Origin of the sequence: Haloarcula litorea (assembly GCF_029338195.1) — an archaeon.
GTDB classification, from domain to species: domain Archaea; phylum Halobacteriota; class Halobacteria; order Halobacteriales; family Haloarculaceae; genus Haloarcula; species Haloarcula litorea.
On the sequence record NZ_CP119779.1, the window covers coordinates 144,595 to 160,734 of the forward strand.

The 16,140-nt window shown below is 68.2% G+C and carries 15 protein-coding genes; 10 read left to right on the top strand and 5 right to left on the bottom strand.

Annotated elements, in window-relative coordinates; all coding sequences use genetic code 11:
* Positions 1–322: 322 nt before the first annotated feature.
* Positions 323–1,543 carry an iron-containing alcohol dehydrogenase family protein gene (locus tag P0592_RS00800; RefSeq protein WP_276272358.1) on the top strand — a complete coding sequence of 407 codons (1,221 nt, stop codon included), beginning with the start codon at positions 323–325 and terminating at the stop codon, positions 1,541–1,543.
* Between the two features lie 15 nt (positions 1,544–1,558).
* Here the strand turns inward: P0592_RS00800 and P0592_RS00805 are convergent, their stop codons facing one another.
* Positions 1,559–2,980: an FAD-dependent oxidoreductase gene (locus P0592_RS00805; RefSeq protein ID WP_276272359.1), complete on the bottom strand. Its 1,422-nt coding sequence runs from the start codon at positions 2,978–2,980 to the stop codon at positions 1,559–1,561.
* Positions 2,981–3,161: 181 nt separating this feature from the next.
* On the opposite strand from P0592_RS00805, the gene P0592_RS00810 reads away from it, so the two are divergent.
* The 4 genes from P0592_RS00810 (at position 3,162) to P0592_RS00825 (ending at position 6,392) form a co-directional block, all read left to right on the top strand.
* Complete coding sequence (locus tag P0592_RS00810; protein ID WP_276272360.1) at positions 3,162–3,536, top strand: winged helix-turn-helix transcriptional regulator; 375 nt, start codon at positions 3,162–3,164, stop codon at positions 3,534–3,536.
* A gap of 121 nt (positions 3,537–3,657) precedes the next feature.
* Positions 3,658–4,521: an SDR family oxidoreductase gene (locus P0592_RS00815; protein WP_276272361.1), complete on the top strand. Its 864-nt coding sequence runs from the start codon at positions 3,658–3,660 to the stop codon at positions 4,519–4,521.
* 521 nt (positions 4,522–5,042) lie between these two features.
* Positions 5,043–5,867 carry a TrmB family transcriptional regulator gene (locus P0592_RS00820; RefSeq protein ID WP_276272362.1) on the top strand — a complete coding sequence of 275 codons (825 nt, stop codon included), beginning with the start codon at positions 5,043–5,045 and terminating at the stop codon, positions 5,865–5,867.
* Positions 5,868–5,981: 114 nt separating this feature from the next.
* Positions 5,982–6,392, top strand: a complete 411-nt coding sequence (locus P0592_RS00825) for a CoA-binding protein (RefSeq protein ID WP_276272363.1) — start codon at positions 5,982–5,984, stop codon at positions 6,390–6,392.
* A 55-nt stretch (positions 6,393–6,447) separates the two neighbouring features.
* Here the strand turns inward: P0592_RS00825 and P0592_RS00830 are convergent, their stop codons facing one another.
* The 3 genes from P0592_RS00830 to P0592_RS00840 all read right to left on the bottom strand — a co-directional run bounded on the left by P0592_RS00830 (position 6,448) and on the right by P0592_RS00840 (position 8,154).
* The gene (locus P0592_RS00830; RefSeq protein WP_276272364.1) at positions 6,448–7,536 is read right to left on the bottom strand and encodes a DNA cytosine methyltransferase; all 1,089 of its coding nucleotides are present in this window, start codon (positions 7,534–7,536) and stop codon (positions 6,448–6,450) included.
* A gap of 2 nt (positions 7,537–7,538) precedes the next feature.
* The gene (locus P0592_RS00835) at positions 7,539–7,691 is read right to left on the bottom strand and encodes a hypothetical protein (protein ID WP_276272365.1); all 153 of its coding nucleotides are present in this window, start codon (positions 7,689–7,691) and stop codon (positions 7,539–7,541) included.
* 79 nt (positions 7,692–7,770) lie between these two features.
* Entirely contained in the window at positions 7,771–8,154 is a 384-nt protein-coding gene (locus tag P0592_RS00840) for a DUF393 domain-containing protein (protein ID WP_276272366.1), read from the bottom strand.
* 101 nt (positions 8,155–8,255) lie between these two features.
* Between P0592_RS00840 and P0592_RS00845 the strand changes: the two genes are divergently transcribed.
* Together P0592_RS00845 and P0592_RS00850 are read left to right on the top strand one after the other, a co-directional pair.
* Complete coding sequence (locus tag P0592_RS00845; protein WP_276272367.1) at positions 8,256–8,489, top strand: BolA family protein; 234 nt, start codon at positions 8,256–8,258, stop codon at positions 8,487–8,489.
* A 130-nt stretch (positions 8,490–8,619) separates the two neighbouring features.
* Positions 8,620–8,958: a glutaredoxin family protein gene (locus tag P0592_RS00850; protein WP_276272368.1), complete on the top strand. Its 339-nt coding sequence runs from the start codon at positions 8,620–8,622 to the stop codon at positions 8,956–8,958.
* 40 nt (positions 8,959–8,998) lie between these two features.
* Here P0592_RS00850 and P0592_RS00855 read toward each other — a convergent pair whose 3' ends face one another.
* A complete protein-coding gene (locus P0592_RS00855; RefSeq protein WP_276272369.1) occupies positions 8,999–9,172 on the bottom strand; it encodes a DUF5786 family protein in 174 nt (57 codons plus the stop codon).
* A 214-nt stretch (positions 9,173–9,386) separates the two neighbouring features.
* On the opposite strand from P0592_RS00855, the gene P0592_RS00860 reads away from it, so the two are divergent.
* The 3 genes from P0592_RS00860 to P0592_RS00870 all read left to right on the top strand — a co-directional run bounded on the left by P0592_RS00860 (position 9,387) and on the right by P0592_RS00870 (position 16,140).
* Positions 9,387–11,309, top strand: coding sequence for a beta-CASP ribonuclease aCPSF1 (locus P0592_RS00860; RefSeq protein ID WP_276272370.1), 1,923 nt, complete (start codon positions 9,387–9,389; stop codon positions 11,307–11,309).
* A gap of 258 nt (positions 11,310–11,567) precedes the next feature.
* Entirely contained in the window at positions 11,568–14,696 is a 3,129-nt protein-coding gene (locus P0592_RS00865) for a tubulin-like doman-containing protein (protein WP_276272371.1), read from the top strand.
* A 1-nt stretch (position 14,697) separates the two neighbouring features.
* Entirely contained in the window at positions 14,698–16,140 is a 1,443-nt protein-coding gene (locus P0592_RS00870; protein ID WP_276272372.1) for a hypothetical protein, read from the top strand.

Consider the following 16,140-nt stretch of genomic DNA (forward strand, 5'->3'; position numbering starts at 1 on the left):
AGACCACCAGCGGGACGCGGTGGTCGGTCATCGCCGCGCTCGGTATCGCAGCGTAGAACACTTCTCACTTTTAGACTGTCGCGCTACCGCTCGATAGCGTCGCGTGGATCCGGAGTGCTTGCGGTCCCCTCGGAGAGCGTGTCGCTGAGACGGCGGCGGGCAGGCCGGGACGAGTCCGGTCGACGGGAGTGGGCTCCACTCAGACGCTACGGTGACAGGCAGCGGAGTACGCCGACACACCACATCCGAAGACCGAGGTACCTCGGGGTCCAATAGAGCGTATGATACCGACGGCTCGAAGGGTCGATCGGCGGAGGCAACGATGACGGACACACCGGTAGCGGGTCGGTCCGATCCGTCCCGGTTCGACTACGATCCGTCGACGATCCGGGTCGGCGACGACTGTGTAGCGGGTCTCGGCGCGGAACTCGCCGTCCGGGGAGCCGACAGCGCACTGGTCGTGACGGGATCGACCGTCGGCGAGACGCCGGCGGTGATAGAGCCGGTGCGGTCGGGACTCGGCGACCGGCTCGCGGGTGTGTTCGCCGGAACGACGCCGGCGAAGCGGCTCGGGACGGCCGTCGACGCCCTCGCGGCGTTCGAACGGTGCGGTGCCGACGCCGTCGTCGGTGTCGGCGGCGGCAGCAGCCTGGACGTGGCCAAGCTGGTCGCGGTCCTCGCGGCTTCCGACCGGGAACCGGCGGCGATCGGGACGGAACTGGTGGCGACCGGGACCGTGACCGTCCCGGACGACGGACTCCCGCCGATCCTCGCCGTCCCGACGACACTCGCGGGCGCGGATCTGTCGCAGGTCGCGGGCGTCACCGCCGAGCCGGAGACCTGTCCCGTCGACGAACCCGCCAGTGGCGGCATCAGCCACCCGGACCTGATGCCGGCGGCAGTCTGTTACGACCCGGCGCTGTTCGCGACGACGCCCCGAGGCGTCCTCGCCGGGTCGGCGATGAACGGCTTCGACAAGGGCGTCGAGACGCTGTACGCCGGGGCGGCGACGCCGGTGACGGACGCGACCGCCGCCCGCGGGCTCTCGCTGCTCCGCGACGGGCTCCTCGCCCTCGGAGACGGGCGCGGGGACGACGAGACGTACCGTGCGCTGGCCGAGGGAGTCCTGCTCGCCCAGTACGGCGTCTCGCGGGCCGACGGGACGACGCTCTCGCTGCTCCACGCGTTCGGACACGGGGTCGCACGCACGTACGGGGTCCAGCAGGGTGTGGCCCACGCCGTCGTCGCGCCCCACGCACTGCGCCTGTTGTTCGACCGCGTGGACGGCCGGCGGCGGCTCCTGTCGGAAGCGCTCGGCGCGGGCGACGCCGACGACCCCGCGGCGGCGGTGGTCGACCGGGTGGCCGACGTGGCGACCGCGCTGGACCTCCCCGCGCGCCTGCGCGACGTGGACGGCCCCACGCGCGAGGAGTTCCCGTCGGTCGCGCGGGCGGTGCTTGACGACCCGTTCCTCGCGAACGCGCCGGCGGGGTTCGACCCGACGGTCGACGACATCGTGGCCGTGCTGGAGGAGGCGTGGTGACGGCCCGTCGTCGAGTCAGCCCTCCATCTCGCCCCGGAGCACCTTCGCGGCGACCAGTACTGGGTCCCAGACCGGACTGAACGGCGGCGCGTACGCGAGGTCGAGCCGTTCCAGTTCCGCGACCGTGAGGTCGCTCTCCAGCGCCGTCGCCAGCGTGTCGATGCGGACGGCCGCCCGGTCGCGGCCGACGACGCTCCCGCCGAGTACCCGTCGGCTGTCGCGGTCGGCCACGAGCGTCACCGTCGTCTCGGAGCCGCCGGGGTAGTAGCCCGACCGCGATCCGGCGGTGATGGTCGTCGAGACGGGGTCGAAGCCGGCGTCCCGCGCCTCGGCCTCGTCGAGGAGTCCGGTCCGGCCACACTCCAGGTCGAACGCCTTGACAACCGCCGTGCCGGCGACGTCCCCGACCGGGTCGGGATCGCCAGCGACGGTCCGGCCGATCGCTCGGCCCGCGCGGTTCGCCGTCAGGCCGAGCGGTACCCACGCCGCCTCGCCGGTGACGGCGTGGCGGTCGACGGCGCAGTCGCCGGCGGCGTACACCCCGTCGACGGTCGTCTCCCCGTAGTCGTCGACCGCGACGGCCCCGGACTCGTGGGTCTCGACCGGCGTGTCGGCCAGCAGTTCGGTGTTGGGCGCGATGCCGATCCCGACGAGCGCGAGCCCGACGGGGACGCGCCCGTTCTCGTGGACGACGGCCGCGACGCCGTCCTCGCCCGCCAGCTCCTCGACGGCGGTGTCCAGGTGGAGTTCGACCCCCTGTTCGCGGAGGTGGTCGGCGACGCGCTCGCCGACGGCGTCCCCGAACGGGGAGAGGAGCCGGTCCGACCGCTGGAACAGGTGAGTCTCCAGCCCGTGACCGCGGAACGCCTCGGCCATCTCGACGCCGACGTAGCCGCCGCCGACGACGGCCACTCGCTCCGGGGGCGCTCGGTCGGCGTACCGCCTGACGAGGGGGGCGTCCACGTAGTCGTTGTCCGTCTCGACGACCGCGCTGTCCGGGTCCGACAGCGCCGCCCGCACCGCCGCCGCCGAGTCCATACCGTGCATCGTGAACGCCATCTCCAGGTCGCTTCCGGGCAGGGGATCGGTGACGGCGTGGGCACCCGTCGCGACGAGCAGGTCGCCGTAGGGCTGGTCGAACGTCTCGCCGTCGCCGCGGACGGTGACGGTCTCCGCGGCGGTGTCGACGGCGACGACCTCGTGTTCCCGGCGGAGGTCGATCCCGCGCTCGTCGGCCGCCGCGGGCGACAGCGACAGCAGGTCGGTCAATCGATCGACCTCGCCTTTCACGTAGTAGGGCGTCCCGCAGTGCGCGTAGGAGACCCAGCGCCCCCTCTCGAAGACGATCACGTCGCGTCCTCCCTGCTCGCGGGCGAACTTGCTGGCGGCGCTCAGACCGGCGGCGTCCCCGCCGACGACCACGAATGGGTCCGACATACCGCCCGTGTCGACCGCCCGCCACCTAACTGTTGATCCCCTGGGCGGTGTGGCTGGCGGAACGATCGACGCTACGTTCGTCTCCCGGGACGCTGACGGTATCGCGGTGGGACGCCAGGTTACGGAGCGTGACCCGGTGACCGAACGTACCTACTTGTCGCTGGCGTCCGTACGGGCACGTATGAACGAGGAACCCGAGAAACTCGAAGTCTGGTGTGCGGGCGAGGAGTGGTGTCCGATCACGACGACGGCGACGCTCATCGGAAAGAAGTGGCACCCGGTCATCGTCCACCGCCTCCTCCAGGACGGCCCGTCGGGGTTCAACGAACTGAAGGAGAACGTGGACGGCGTCTCCTCGAAGGTGCTCTCGGACAGCCTCGGAGACCTCCAGGAGAACGGCCTGGTGAACCGCGACGTCGTCAGCGAACAGCCGTTTCGGGTGCAGTACTCGCTGACCGATCGGGGGGCGTCGCTCGAACCGGTCATCGACGCGATGGCCGAGTGGGGGGAGGCGTACTTGGCGGAGCCGGACGAGGCCGCGGACGACCCAGGGTAGGCCACCGGGGTCGGAGTCGTGACCGCTCTCGCGGTCGGGCCCGGGTCGCTCCGGCCCGGACGAGAGCGCGGTCACGCCGACGTGAGGGAGAGTTATTGTCGCGGACGCCGACTGTTCCCGTGTGACTGACACCGGATTCGACCTCAGCGCGCCCGAACTGACCGCCGACGATCTCCTCGTCCTCGACGACCCCCGGTTCACGGGCGACGACGTGGCGCTGGTCACCGGGGCCGCGTCGGGCATCGGCCGCGCGACGGCGGTCGCGCTGGCCGCGAACGGCCTCACCGTGGTCGGGGCCGACATCGACCAGCAGGGGCTGGACGAGACGGCCGAGATCGCCGACGACTGCGACGTGACCGGACAGTTCCACGGCGTCGAGACGGACCTGACCGACGACGGCGACGTGGAGGCGGTCGTCGACGCGGCCGCCGACGAGGGCGACCTGCGGTTCGTCGCCAACATCGCCGGGATGCAACACATCGCGAGTATCCCGGAGTTCCCGATGGAGAAGTACGACCGCCTGACCGACGTGATGCTCCGCGCGCCGTTCAAGACCGCACAGGCCGCGATGCCCCACATCCGGGCGACCGACGACGGGGTCGGGGCCATCGCCAATATGTCGTCGGTCCACGGCCACTACGCGACGAAGGACAAGGCCGCCTACATCACGGCGAAACACGGCATCACCGGCCTCACGCGGGCCATCGCCGCCGAGGGCGAGGGGTCGCTCCGCGGGTTCTCGGTCTCCGTCGGCTACGTCCTGACCCCGCTGATGGTGAACCAGATCGAGGACACCGCCGCGGAGCGGGGCATCTCCGAGCGCCGGGTCGTCGAGGACGTGATGCTCGGGCAGGCTCGAACGAAGGAGATGATGACGCCCGCGGAGGTGGCGAACCTCTTCGTGTTCGGCTTCTCGAACCACGCGAGACACCTCAACGGCGGCGACCTGCTGTTCGACGGCGGCTACACGCACACGTATGAGTGAGCGGGCGAGGGCCGGGGCGGACCGGACGGACGCTCCTTCGAACGTGCCGGCCGAGACCCCGACGAAGGTTGGCATCGCCTGTCAGGACGGCGGGAGCCACACCGCCGGCGTCCCCCGGGAGCGGCTGGTCACCGGGAGGGCTACGAGCTGGTCGGCATCAGCGGACATCCGGCGGCGTGTTCAATCCGCTGGCGACGTGGGACGGTCTCCTGACGGAGGGGCCCGGGCGGGCCGGCCCACGATCCCAGTAGGTGGGGAGAACGGCGCGCGGGAGAGGGGTTGGGACCCAGTAGACGACCACGCGCCGGGTGAGCGTTGGGAGCCATCGGATAAAACAGTACTGTGATTGAGTGAGTTACTGCGGTCCCGGAGCCGGGTTCGCGGGCGGCAGTCTCGGCGGGTCGCTCCGATCGTGCGCGTGCCGCTCCCCCTCGGCACCCCGGGAGGGCAAACGGCTTCCGTGACCAGTGGGTAGGTGTCACCACGCTGCCCATTCGTCGGTGGCGGAGGTTGGGACCCGGATGTCTGAACACACGAGCCAGGACCGACCCGTCGAACTGCTCAAGCAACTCGGGCTCAAGGAGTACGAGGCGAAGTCGTTCGTCACCTTGTCTCGACTGCCGGAGGCCACTGCGAAGGACATCGCGGCCGAGTCGGAGGTGCCCAGGACGCGCGTCTACGACGCGATACGCGTCCTCGGGTCCGAAGGGCTCGTCGAAATCCAACACTCGAGTCCACAGGTCTTCAGGGCCGTCCCGATCGAGACGGCCACCGAGATACTCGAACGAGAGTACGTCGAGCGGATCGACGCGCTCCGAGAGACGATGGCCGACCTCGAACCGATCGAGAGCGGGGGCGAGCAGGAGCCGACCCACGAGGTCTGGTCGTTGACCGGGGCACGGACCATCGCAACGCGGACGCGGGATCTCGTCGACGACGCCGAGTCGGAGGTCGTCTTGGTCCTCGGGAACTCGTCGGTCTACACCGAGGACCTCCGGCGGGCGCTGTCCGACGCTGCCGCCCGCGGTGCCGACCTCGTCATCGGCACGACGGACGACACGCTCAGGGAGGCGGTCGAGAGACGCTTCCCCGACGCCCGCGTGTTCGTCTCGGGGCTGGACCGGCTCGACTCCCCGCCGCTCGACGGGGACGAGACGGTCATCACGCGGCTCCTGCTGGTCGACCGCGCGACCATCCTCGTCAGTACGCGGACCGACCCGGGCGAGGTCGACGACGAGCGCGCCATCTTCGGCGACGGGTTCGACAACGGGCTGGTCGCCATCGCCCGACGGCTGATGGCCACCGGGCTGGTCGAGGGGGGAGCGTCCCCGCAGACCGAAGGCTGAGCGTCGTTCGCTGGTCGAAGTCGCGGCGACTCGACGGGTCTCGGTCGGGCGTGGGCGGCGGCCCCTGGCCCGGTCGCCGCACGTGTTTTGTCCGCCCGGCTCGTACCGACCGGTATGCCAGTCACCGACGACGACGAACTCCGCGAGATACTCGAGCTCGACCGCGTGGCGGTCGTCGGCTGCTCGGCGACGCCGGGCAAAGACGCCCACGAGATCCCGAAGTACCTCATCGAACAGGGGTACGACGTGGTGCCGGTCAACCCCTTCGCCGACGAGATATTCGGCCGCGAGGCCTACGACTCGCTGTCGGACGTGCCCGGCGAGATCGACATCGTGGACGTGTTCCGGCCCAGCGAGGAGGTCGGCGGCATCGTCGACGCCGCGCTGGAACGCGACGACGTGCAGGTCGTCTGGCTCCAGTTGGGCATCCACGACGACGAGGCCGTCGAGCGTGCCGAGGCCGCCGGCCGGCGGGTCGTCCAGGACCGCTGTATGAAACCCACCCACCAGCGACTGATGGGGTGACGGCACGGCCGAGGCCCCGACCGACCCGACGCCGGCACCACCGACGACACCCCGCTCACACCCCTCGAGTCGCGGCGACCACCTGCTCTCGGATCGCCGTGGCGATGGCCCGCGCGACCAGCGGCGGGACGGCGTTGCCGGTCATCTGACGCTGCTTCGTGACCGGGCCGTGGAACTCGAAGCCGTCCGGGAACGACTGGATTCGGGCGCGCTCTCGCACACTCAGCCCACGGTCCTGCTCGGGGTGAGCGAAGTGGTACGTCGGCCGGGGCCCACCCAACAGCGTCGGGGCGGGGTCGTCCCAGGCGAGGCGTCGCTTCTGTGACCAGGAGTCGTAGGGGATCTTCTCGCCTTCGCCGGCCCGACGGATGCGGCCGACGACACGCTCGCCGTGGTTCGGCGCTCTGTGGTTGGTGAGCGCGGCGTCGCCGCGGCACCGTCGCTGGTACTCGGTCGCCGGCTCGGTCGCGTAGTCGGATCGCTCCTCGCCGGGGTCCAGAGCCGGCAGGTCCGAGAGCGCGTCGCCGACGGTGACCGGCGGGGACTTCGTTCCACCGCCGAGGGTCGTCTGAGCGGCTGACTCCCGGTGGTCTCCCTCGGGGAACTCGAACGTCGTGTCCTTGCACCCGACGAAGAAGGCGCGTCGCCGGGTCTGTGGGACGCCGAACGAGACCGAGTTCACCTCCCCGAACGTCACCTCGTAGCCGATCTTCTCGAACTGGTCGACGACGTACTCCCGGACCGCGCCGTCCTCCATCGTCGCGATGGTCGGCACGTTCTCCATCAGGAACCAGTCCGGGTCGATCTCGTAGACGGACTCGATGAACCGCGTCACCAGGAAGTTCCGCTGATCGCCGGGGTTCGGGTTCGCCTGCGCGAGGCTGAACCCCTGGCACGGCGGTCCGCCGACCACCCCGTCGACGGCGTCGGCCGCCAGTCCCAGTTCGGCCAGGACCTCGGTCCCGGATCGCTCGTGGAGGTCCGCGGAGAGGAACGCCGCGTCCTCGTGGTTGGCCCGGTAGGTCTCCTCGAAGGCCGGCTCGTCGTCGACGCCCGCGAGGACGTCGAACCCGGCCGACTGGAAGCCGTGGCTGAGCCCACCCCCGCCACAGAACAGGTCGACGACCGACGGTCCCTCGCCCATCGCTACTCGTCGTGGACCTGGCCCGCGTGGATGTTCCGGCCCCGTTTCGTCTCGAACTCCTCGCCGCACTCCTCGCAGACGAACCGTTCGTCGGACTCGTCGCCGGCCGAGAACGGGAACTCGGAGACGACCTCGTCGGAGGGATCGCGGGTCATGGTGAGCACTCCCGTCGGGAGGTACATACGGTTTCGGATGCGTCCGACGCCCGGGGGCGACGGCTCGTGGCCCGCCCCGTCACTCGTCCCGCCGTGCCGGCGGCGTCTTCGAGACGACCCGCCCCCACAGGTCGCGGTTGTCGGCGACGCGCCGGTAGGCCCGTTCTCGGACCCGCTCGTAGTCCTCGAAGGACCGCAGGAACTCGACGAGCGGGCGGGCCAGCTCGCCGGGCTCGGTCCGCAGCACGGCCTCCTCGATCGACGCCCCACAGGAGTACACCCGGTCGTCGGTCACGACGTGTGAACACGACTCGTAGTCGTCGGGCAGCCGTTCGCGCAGGTCCGGCCGGTCGCGCAGTTCAGAGAAGCCGACGACGGGGAGGGCGGCCCGCCGGGCGAGGAAGTCGGCCCACCACGTACAGAACCCGCAGTCGTCGTCGTAGACGAGCGTCGCGTCGCGCATACCGGCCGGAGGGGCGCGAGGCACAAACCGCTTCCCCACCGTCGGGGTCGTCACCGCGCGCCCGTGGCCACTTTTATCCACCGTCGATCCCAGGTGCCGGTATGGACGCCGACGAGGTCGCCGCGCTCATCGAGTCGGAACTCCCCGACGCGGACGTGGAGGTCACGACCCCGCGTGACCCGGACGACGACAAGCACTACGCCGTCACCGTCGTCTCGCCGGCCTTCGAGGGGAAGTCGCTGGTCGACCAGCACCAGCTCGTCCACGACGCGCTCGGCGACCGCCTGACCCGGGACATCCACGCCATCGAGCTGACGACGGAGACGCCCGACTGACGGTGGCCGCCGTCCGTTCCGCGTCGATCGCTCGGCGTGGGGCCGCCGTGTCGGGTCGACGGTCCGCAGGGAGCGTCGACCCGTTCGGCCCGGCGGTAGCCATTTCACTCCCCGGACACAAGCCGGGGGTATGAGCTTCGAACCCGAGGAACTCTCGCGCGAGGAGGTCCAGCAGACGGTCGACGAGACCATCGCGGACAACGAAGTGGCGCTGTTCATGAAGGGGACCGAGCTGATGCCCCAGTGTGGCTACTCCCGGAAGGCGCTGGGACTGATCCAGCAGCACCGCGAGGACGTGGCGACGGTGAACGTCCTGCAGGCGACCGAGGCCTTCCGGGAGGCCCTGTCGGAGTACAGCGGCCGCGAGACGATCCCGCAGACGTTCGTCGACGGGGAGTTCGTCGGCGGCAGCGACATCCTCGAACAGCTCGACGAGAACGGCGACCTCGAATCGACCCTGCGGGCGTAGACGGGGAGCGGAGCCGAGAGAACCGGGACGGTGGCGACCGCTACTCGTCGTCTTTCATCTCGCCGAGCCGGTCGACGAGGTCGCTCGTCGACGCCTCGCTGTCGAAGGAGACGGAACCGTCGTGGTCGTTCTCGTGGACGGTGACGCCGTCGCTCTCGTCCGCGTCCACGTCGTTGTCCTGTTGTTCGGACTCGTCGTAGCTACCGAATCCCATACTGAGACGTGGCCGCTCCCGGGTGAAAAAACGGTCGGTGGAACCACTCGTGGAGACGTGTTATCGGGTGACGAACCGGAGATGGGACCAGAGCCCCGTCTCAGTCCCCGGCGCGTAAGCAAAGGTTCTTATTCGTGGTTCCACTTCGTTCGGACAACGACAGCCGATAGCCGTTGTTCTGTGACGGCGGCGCTCTCCAATCGCTCCCACATCCATGAGTACTGCAGACGAGGCACTCGAGAAGATTCGAGCACAGGTCGAAGACGAGACGCCGGCCGACATCACGATCCAGTCGGTCACGTTCGAGGGACCGGAACTGGTCATCTACACCCCCGACGCCCGCGAGGTCGCCGACCGGGACGGCATCGTTCGGAACCTCGCACAGACGCTTCGCAAGCGCATCAACGTCCGGCCGACGCCGGACGCCCTGCTGCCCGAGGGCGAGGCCCGCGCGAAGATCGAGTCGATCATCCCCGAGGACGCCGGCGTCCAGAACCTCGACTTCGACGCGGCCACCGGCGAGGTGTTCATCGAGGCCGAGAAACCGGGCCGGGTCATCGGCCGACACGGCGAGACGCTGGACCGCATCGCCGCCGCCGTCGGCTGGACGCCCGAGGTCGTGCGGACGCCGCCGATGGAGTCCAACACCGTCTCGAACGTCCGGAACTTCCTGAAACAGGAGCGCGAGGAGCGCCGGGACATCCTCGAACGGGTCGGCCGGGGGATCAACCGCCCGATGACCGCCGAGGACGACTGGGTGCGGCTGACGACGCTGGGCTGCTGTCGCGAGGTCGGACGCGCCTCCTTCATCCTCTCGACGCCCGAATCGCGCATCCTCATCGACTGCGGCGACAAGCCGGGTGCCACGGGCGAGGTCCCGTACCTCCAGGTGCCCGAGGCGCTGGCGGCCGGGCCGAACTCCATCGACGCCGTCGTCCTGACCCACGCCCACCTCGACCACTCCGCGCTCATCCCCATCCTGTTCAAGTACGGCTACGACGGCCCGATCTACACCACCGCGCCCACGCGGGACCTGATGGGACTGTTGCAGCTGGACTACCTCGACGTGGCCGCCAAGGAGGGCCGCGCGCCGCCATACGAGAGCCAGCAGGTCCGGGACGCCCTGAAACACACCATCCCGCTGGAGTTCGGCAACGTCACCGACATCGCGCCGGACGTGAAGCTCACGATGCACAACGCCGGCCACATCCTCGGGTCGGCGGTGTGTCACTTCCACATCGGCGAGGGCCGCTACAACGTCGCCTTCTCCGGTGACATCCACTACAAGGACACCCGACTGCTGGACGGAGCCGTCAACGACTTCCCGCGGGTCGAGACGCTCGTCCTGGAGTCGACCTACGGCGGGAAGAACGACTACCAGACCGACCAGGAGGACTCCGAGCGGGTCCTCAGGCGGGTCATCAACGAGTCCCAGGAGACCGACGGTCACGTCCTCATCCCGGCGTTCGCGGTGGGCCGCTCCCAGGAGCTGATGCTCGTCCTGGAGGAGGCGATGCGGGAGGGCGAGATCCCGACGATGCCGGTCTACCTCGACGGGATGATCCGGGAGGCGACGGCCATCCACACGGCCTATCCGGAGTACCTCCGGAAGAGCCTCCGGGACCGCATCCTCTACGAGGACGAGAACCCGTTCCTCGCCGAGCAGTTCCAGCAGGTCGACGGCGGCGACGAGATGCGCCAGGACATCACCGACGGCGAGCCGGCCATCATCCTCACCACTTCCGGGATGGTCACCGGCGGCCCCGTGATGTCGTGGCTCCGCCTGCTGGGCTCGGACCCGGACAACACGATGGTGTTCGTCGGCTACCAGGCCGAGGGGACGCTGGGCCGGCAGATCCAGCGCGGCCAGGACGAGATCTCGCTCAACGACACCAGCGGCCCCCGCGCCGAGCGGATGAGCCTGAAGATGGACGTCGAGACCGTCGACGGCTTCTCCGGTCACGCCGATAGGCAGGGCCTAGAGACGTTCGTCGAGACGATGCACCCCCGGCCCGAGAAGGTGCTCTGTGTCCACGGGGACGAGTCCTCGACGAACCAGCTCTCCTCGGCGTTGTACCAGAAGTTCAATATGCGGACGTTCAACCCGAAGAACCTCGAGACGTTCCGGTTCGTCTGACCGGGATCGGCTGGGGGAGCCGACGCCGGACCGGGGCCACTCGCCACCGACGAGCGGACCGTGCGGACGCTCACGCCCCCGAACCCGACGACGTGCCGGCCGTCTCCGCCGTTGCACCCGTACCTGCGACTGGCCGCGTCGGGATCGGTCCGACTGGCCCGTCGTAGGAACCTCCTAGAGGGGCGTTTCGAATGGTAATCTCCGATTACCGAAATTATAAGTGCTAATGGAAAAGGCAATACAGTAGCCGATTACAAAATGAACTTTCCAGACAGGATTCTCGCTATCGGTGGTGCCGGGAAGGAGCTCGGGTTCACGATCCTCGAGACGGAGTGGATTCTGAAGGGGATTCTGGAGCCCCGACCGAACCCCCAGTCACTGACCGTCACGATCATCGACAGCGCAGAGGGCGAGGAGAACCAGGACCGAGAGCGGGTCGCGGAGATCCGCGACCGGATCGAGGAGCTGGAGGGCGAGCTCCAGGACCCCAGCGCGGGTCGAACCGGGTCGATCACGGTCGACTACAAGCTCGTCAACGAGAACATCCAGCTGAGCTCGAGCAACGACCTGCTCGGCGACGACGCCGTTCCCCGCATCACGTCCGGGAACGGGATGGAGCAGGCGAACTGGTGGCTCCAGACCGACGACATCAACGAGAACCTCGACTTCGCCAAGGGTGTCGTCCGGAAACGCGGCCTCGGGAAGGCGATCTACTACAAGGCCTACGCCGAGGACGACTCGATCAAGTCCTACATCGACCTCGCCGAGAAGGGGAAGGTCGCCGTCCTCGCCGGACTCGGCGGCGGGACGGGGTCGGGCATCCTGCTCGACATCGTCCAGCATCTGAAGAAGCGCCAGCGGACCGCCGAGATCTCGCTGTTCGGGATCCTCCCCAACCACACCGAGGGCGTCAAGGAGAGCACCAACGCGTTCGCGGCCCTCTCGGAGCTCGAGTACGCCGCCCTCGACAACACCGGCCTGTTCAAGGACATGGTCCTCGTCCCGATCGACCCGACGGGCTGGGGCGGGAAGACCGGCGATCGCATCCAGACCGACCAGTTCCTCGACGAGCTGGACCAGGCGATCACGTACCTCGTCACCTCCTACTACAACACGCAGAACCTCGAGGACCCGTTCGCGAACACGCCCCAGTACGCTCCCTTCACGATCGGGATCCCGCAGGTGCTCCGGTACCGCGTCGAGGCGATCAACGAGGCCCGCGAGACCATCCGGGAGATGCTCAACACCAAGGAGGAGGGCCTGGAACGCGAGCGGGAGATCTACGACGCGGTCGACCGCTTCCTCACCAAGCACTTCGACGACGAGGACGTGGACCCGGGCGTCACCGACCTCGACGAGGCGAACCTCCGAGACCGCCTCGAACAGGTCGAGGACCTGCTGGAGTTCGAGCTGTTCACCGAGCTGAACTACCAGTCGGTCTCTATCTTCGAGGAGATCATCGGGGACGCGAAAGAGGAGGCGGACACGCTCGTCGACCAGATCTCGCTCATCGACACCTCCATCCGGACCGTCGACACCTCCGGGGAGGAGGTCGGCACCTTCGTCGACAACATCGACGAGCACCTCGCGACGATCCTGGAGGAGGAGCTCGAACTGCTGGCCCGGCGGAAGAACATCCTCGAGCGCCGGAAGGCCGTCGACGACAGCCGCGTCCGCGACGCCGTCGAGTACCTCATCACGCCCGACAGCAGCTCCAGCGGCCCCGGGGTGAAGCTCAACCGCCTCGAGACGAAGTTCGAGGACCTCGAATCACAGCACACCCGGGTCGAGTCGGACCTCGAGACCACGAACGAGGAGCTCGAGGAGCTCCGCGAGGAGATGGACGACGAGGTCCAGCGCCGGCTCACCGAGTGGGAACAGGCCGTCGAACCGAAGCTCACCGAGCTCCAGAACGCCGACGTCGAGGGCGTCGAGGACGAGGTCCGACAGGTGCGCAACGAGCTCGAACGGTTCTGCAACCGCGTCATCAACGCCGAGTCCGAGGAGGAGGTCGACGGCGTCAGCGACGGCGAGGTGACCGACGCGCTGGAGCGGCTCTCGCAGAAGCTCGACGCCGCCGGGATCACCTTCGACGAACAGCGCCGCGACGTCGAGTCCTCCATCACCGAGCTCCGTCGTGCCCGGACCGCCTTCATCAAGATGAACCGCGAGGAGGGCACGCTGGAGAGTCTCACCCCGTGGGAGAGCTCGACCAAGGAGGAGCAAGAGCAGGGCCACAAGGACTTCCGGATGCAGAAGGGCAAGCTCAACGACCGCGGCGTCTTCGAGGTCGGTCCGCCGACGGGCGACTTCACCGCCGAGGTGACCTTCGACGGACAGGCCACCATCCGTGAGGTCCAGAGCAAGCAGGACCGCGTCGAGGACGACGTGGTCAAGGAACTCCAGCACCGGGTCGACGACATCGACCAGAAGCACGTCCGGAAGATGCGGTCGGCCCTGGGCACGAGCGCGACGATGGACCAGCTCGAACCCATCGCGGAGGAGGCGTTCTGGGACGACGTCGGAGAGACGGACGATCTGGAGGCTCAGAAGGCCGAGCTCGAGGCGGAACTGGCCGACATCGAGGAGAAGCTCGACCTCTACGAACCGGCCATCGACCTGTTCCAGAGCCTGAGCAACCGCCACGACCAGTGGGTCCAGAACCTCCAGGAGTTCGGCACGAAACGGTCCAGCTACGAGGACGAGGCCGACAGCCCGTCCCGAGCGGACGACGACTACGTCTACATCAAGCAGATCAAGCCGGAGGACGTCTTCCGCGCGACCGGTAACGACGACATCGCGGAGAGCGACATCTCGTCGAGCACGGCGGAGAAACAGCGCATCCAGAACGGGCTCGAGGAGCTCGCGAAGAACGCCCGTAACCAACAGTACAACGGCCTCCAGCGCCGCAAGCTCAGCCACGGCCGGTCCCGATACGACGAGACGAAGGTCCGGGTCGCCATCATGAGCCGGGCCATCGACCAGCTCGACAGCGAGGTGCTCGACTTCAAGGAGACGTTCAGCAACGCCTACAACCTCGGGGGCGGCGGGAAGGCCGTCGAGAGCCCGTACACGAGCTGGCAGCGCGACGACGGTGGACCCTGGGACATCGGCCTGTCGGTGTTCATCAGCGGCGTCTTCCTCGACAACATCAGGAAGGTGGTCCAGCCCGACGGCTACTTCAGCGGCTACCGTCGCCGGAAGGAGTCCCAGGAGAGCATCCTCATCCACCACAGCTACCGGCTCGAGGAGGGTCACTACATCCGGCGGAACGAGGTCTTGAACATGGAAAACGACGACGACGTCGGGTTCTTCCTCCGGGACGAGTCGGAGGTCGTCGAGGACCTGCTTGACGAGTACGTCGAGAAAGTCCCGCACAGTAACTAAGATGTCAAACCCTATCGAGTGGCTCAGCGACAACCGCGAGAAGGCACAGCTGTTCCTGTACTTCCTTCTCATCCTGGCGTTGAGCCTGCCGGTCGCGGGGATGATCACCCAGGGGTACAAGACGGCCGACCTGATCCGATCGATACTGCGCCTGCGACTGATGTTCGACGTGACGCTCACGCAGGTCAGCGTCGCCGGCTTCGGCCTGTTCATCGGGCTGCTCGTCCTGATGTCCATCGACCGAAAGAAACGGGTCCAGGCCGCCCTCCTGTGGGTCGGTGTCCTCGTCTCCGTCGTCGTCATCACGTCGCAGGGGCTCGGACCCGGTGTGAGCGGGGCCGCGGCGAGCGGGCCGTGGCTGATCGCGGGGATCCTCGCCGGCGTCGGTGCCGGCGGCGGTCGGAAGCTGCTGAACTTCGACACGGTTCAGACGGTGGAGTTCCGGCGCGCCTCGGAGGGGGTCTACACCCTGCTCTTGCTCGTCACCGGGCTGATGTTCATCGAGTTGCACCTCAGCTACCCGAACCCCTTCGTGGTGAACCCCGGTGGCATCGCGCTCCGGTCGATCGAGAACGTCTCCGTCGGGATCAATCAGCAGAACCTGTTGCGCAACGCCGCCATCACGGGCGCGTTCCTCTTCCTGGTCAACCGCTTCATCCAGTACGACGCCGACAAGGACTTCTTCATCGTCGGCCCGAAGGGGTCGGGCAAGAGTCTGCTGCTGGCCGGCGCGTTCCAGGAGGTCAACGAGCGCTCGAAGACCGAGAAGAACGCGACGCCGCTGAACCCCAGCGAGGACCTGATGGAGATGATGGCGGAGTTCGACCGGCAGACCAGCGGCTGGATGCTGGGCGCGACGGGCCGGGGCGAACTCAACACCCTCGAGTTCCAGTACGTCCACGGCTCGGTGTTCCCGACGAACATCAAGCTCTCCGGGGCCGACTACGCCGGCGAGTACCTCGAACGGATCCCCGACGCCGTCTCCGGAGCCATCGACGAGGAGGAGATGGACACGACCCTCCAGCGGCTGAAGGAGGGCGTCGAGGACGCGACGACGCTCATCTTCATCATCGACTGCGAGCGGTTCGTCGACAACGAATCGCTGGAGATCGCGCCGTACTTCAGCATCCTCCAGGCGGCCGACGACAAGAACGCCCTGCTGGTCGCGACGAAGGCCGACCACCTCGCCGAGCAGTTCGAGGAGCAACAGGGGCTCGAAGCGCACCAGTACTTCGACGACTTCCAGGAGTACGTCAACCAACAGTTGCGGCAGAACCAGAACATAAACGGGCTCGTCACGCAGGTCGGAGACGGGACCATCCACCCGGTCTACTACCAGACCAAAGAGGACGAGCAGGGCAACACGGTCCCGATGCGGGACGACCAGGGGAACGCGCTGACGGTCGGCTTCGGCCAGTTGCTCGACAAGCTCGGGAGGATGTGA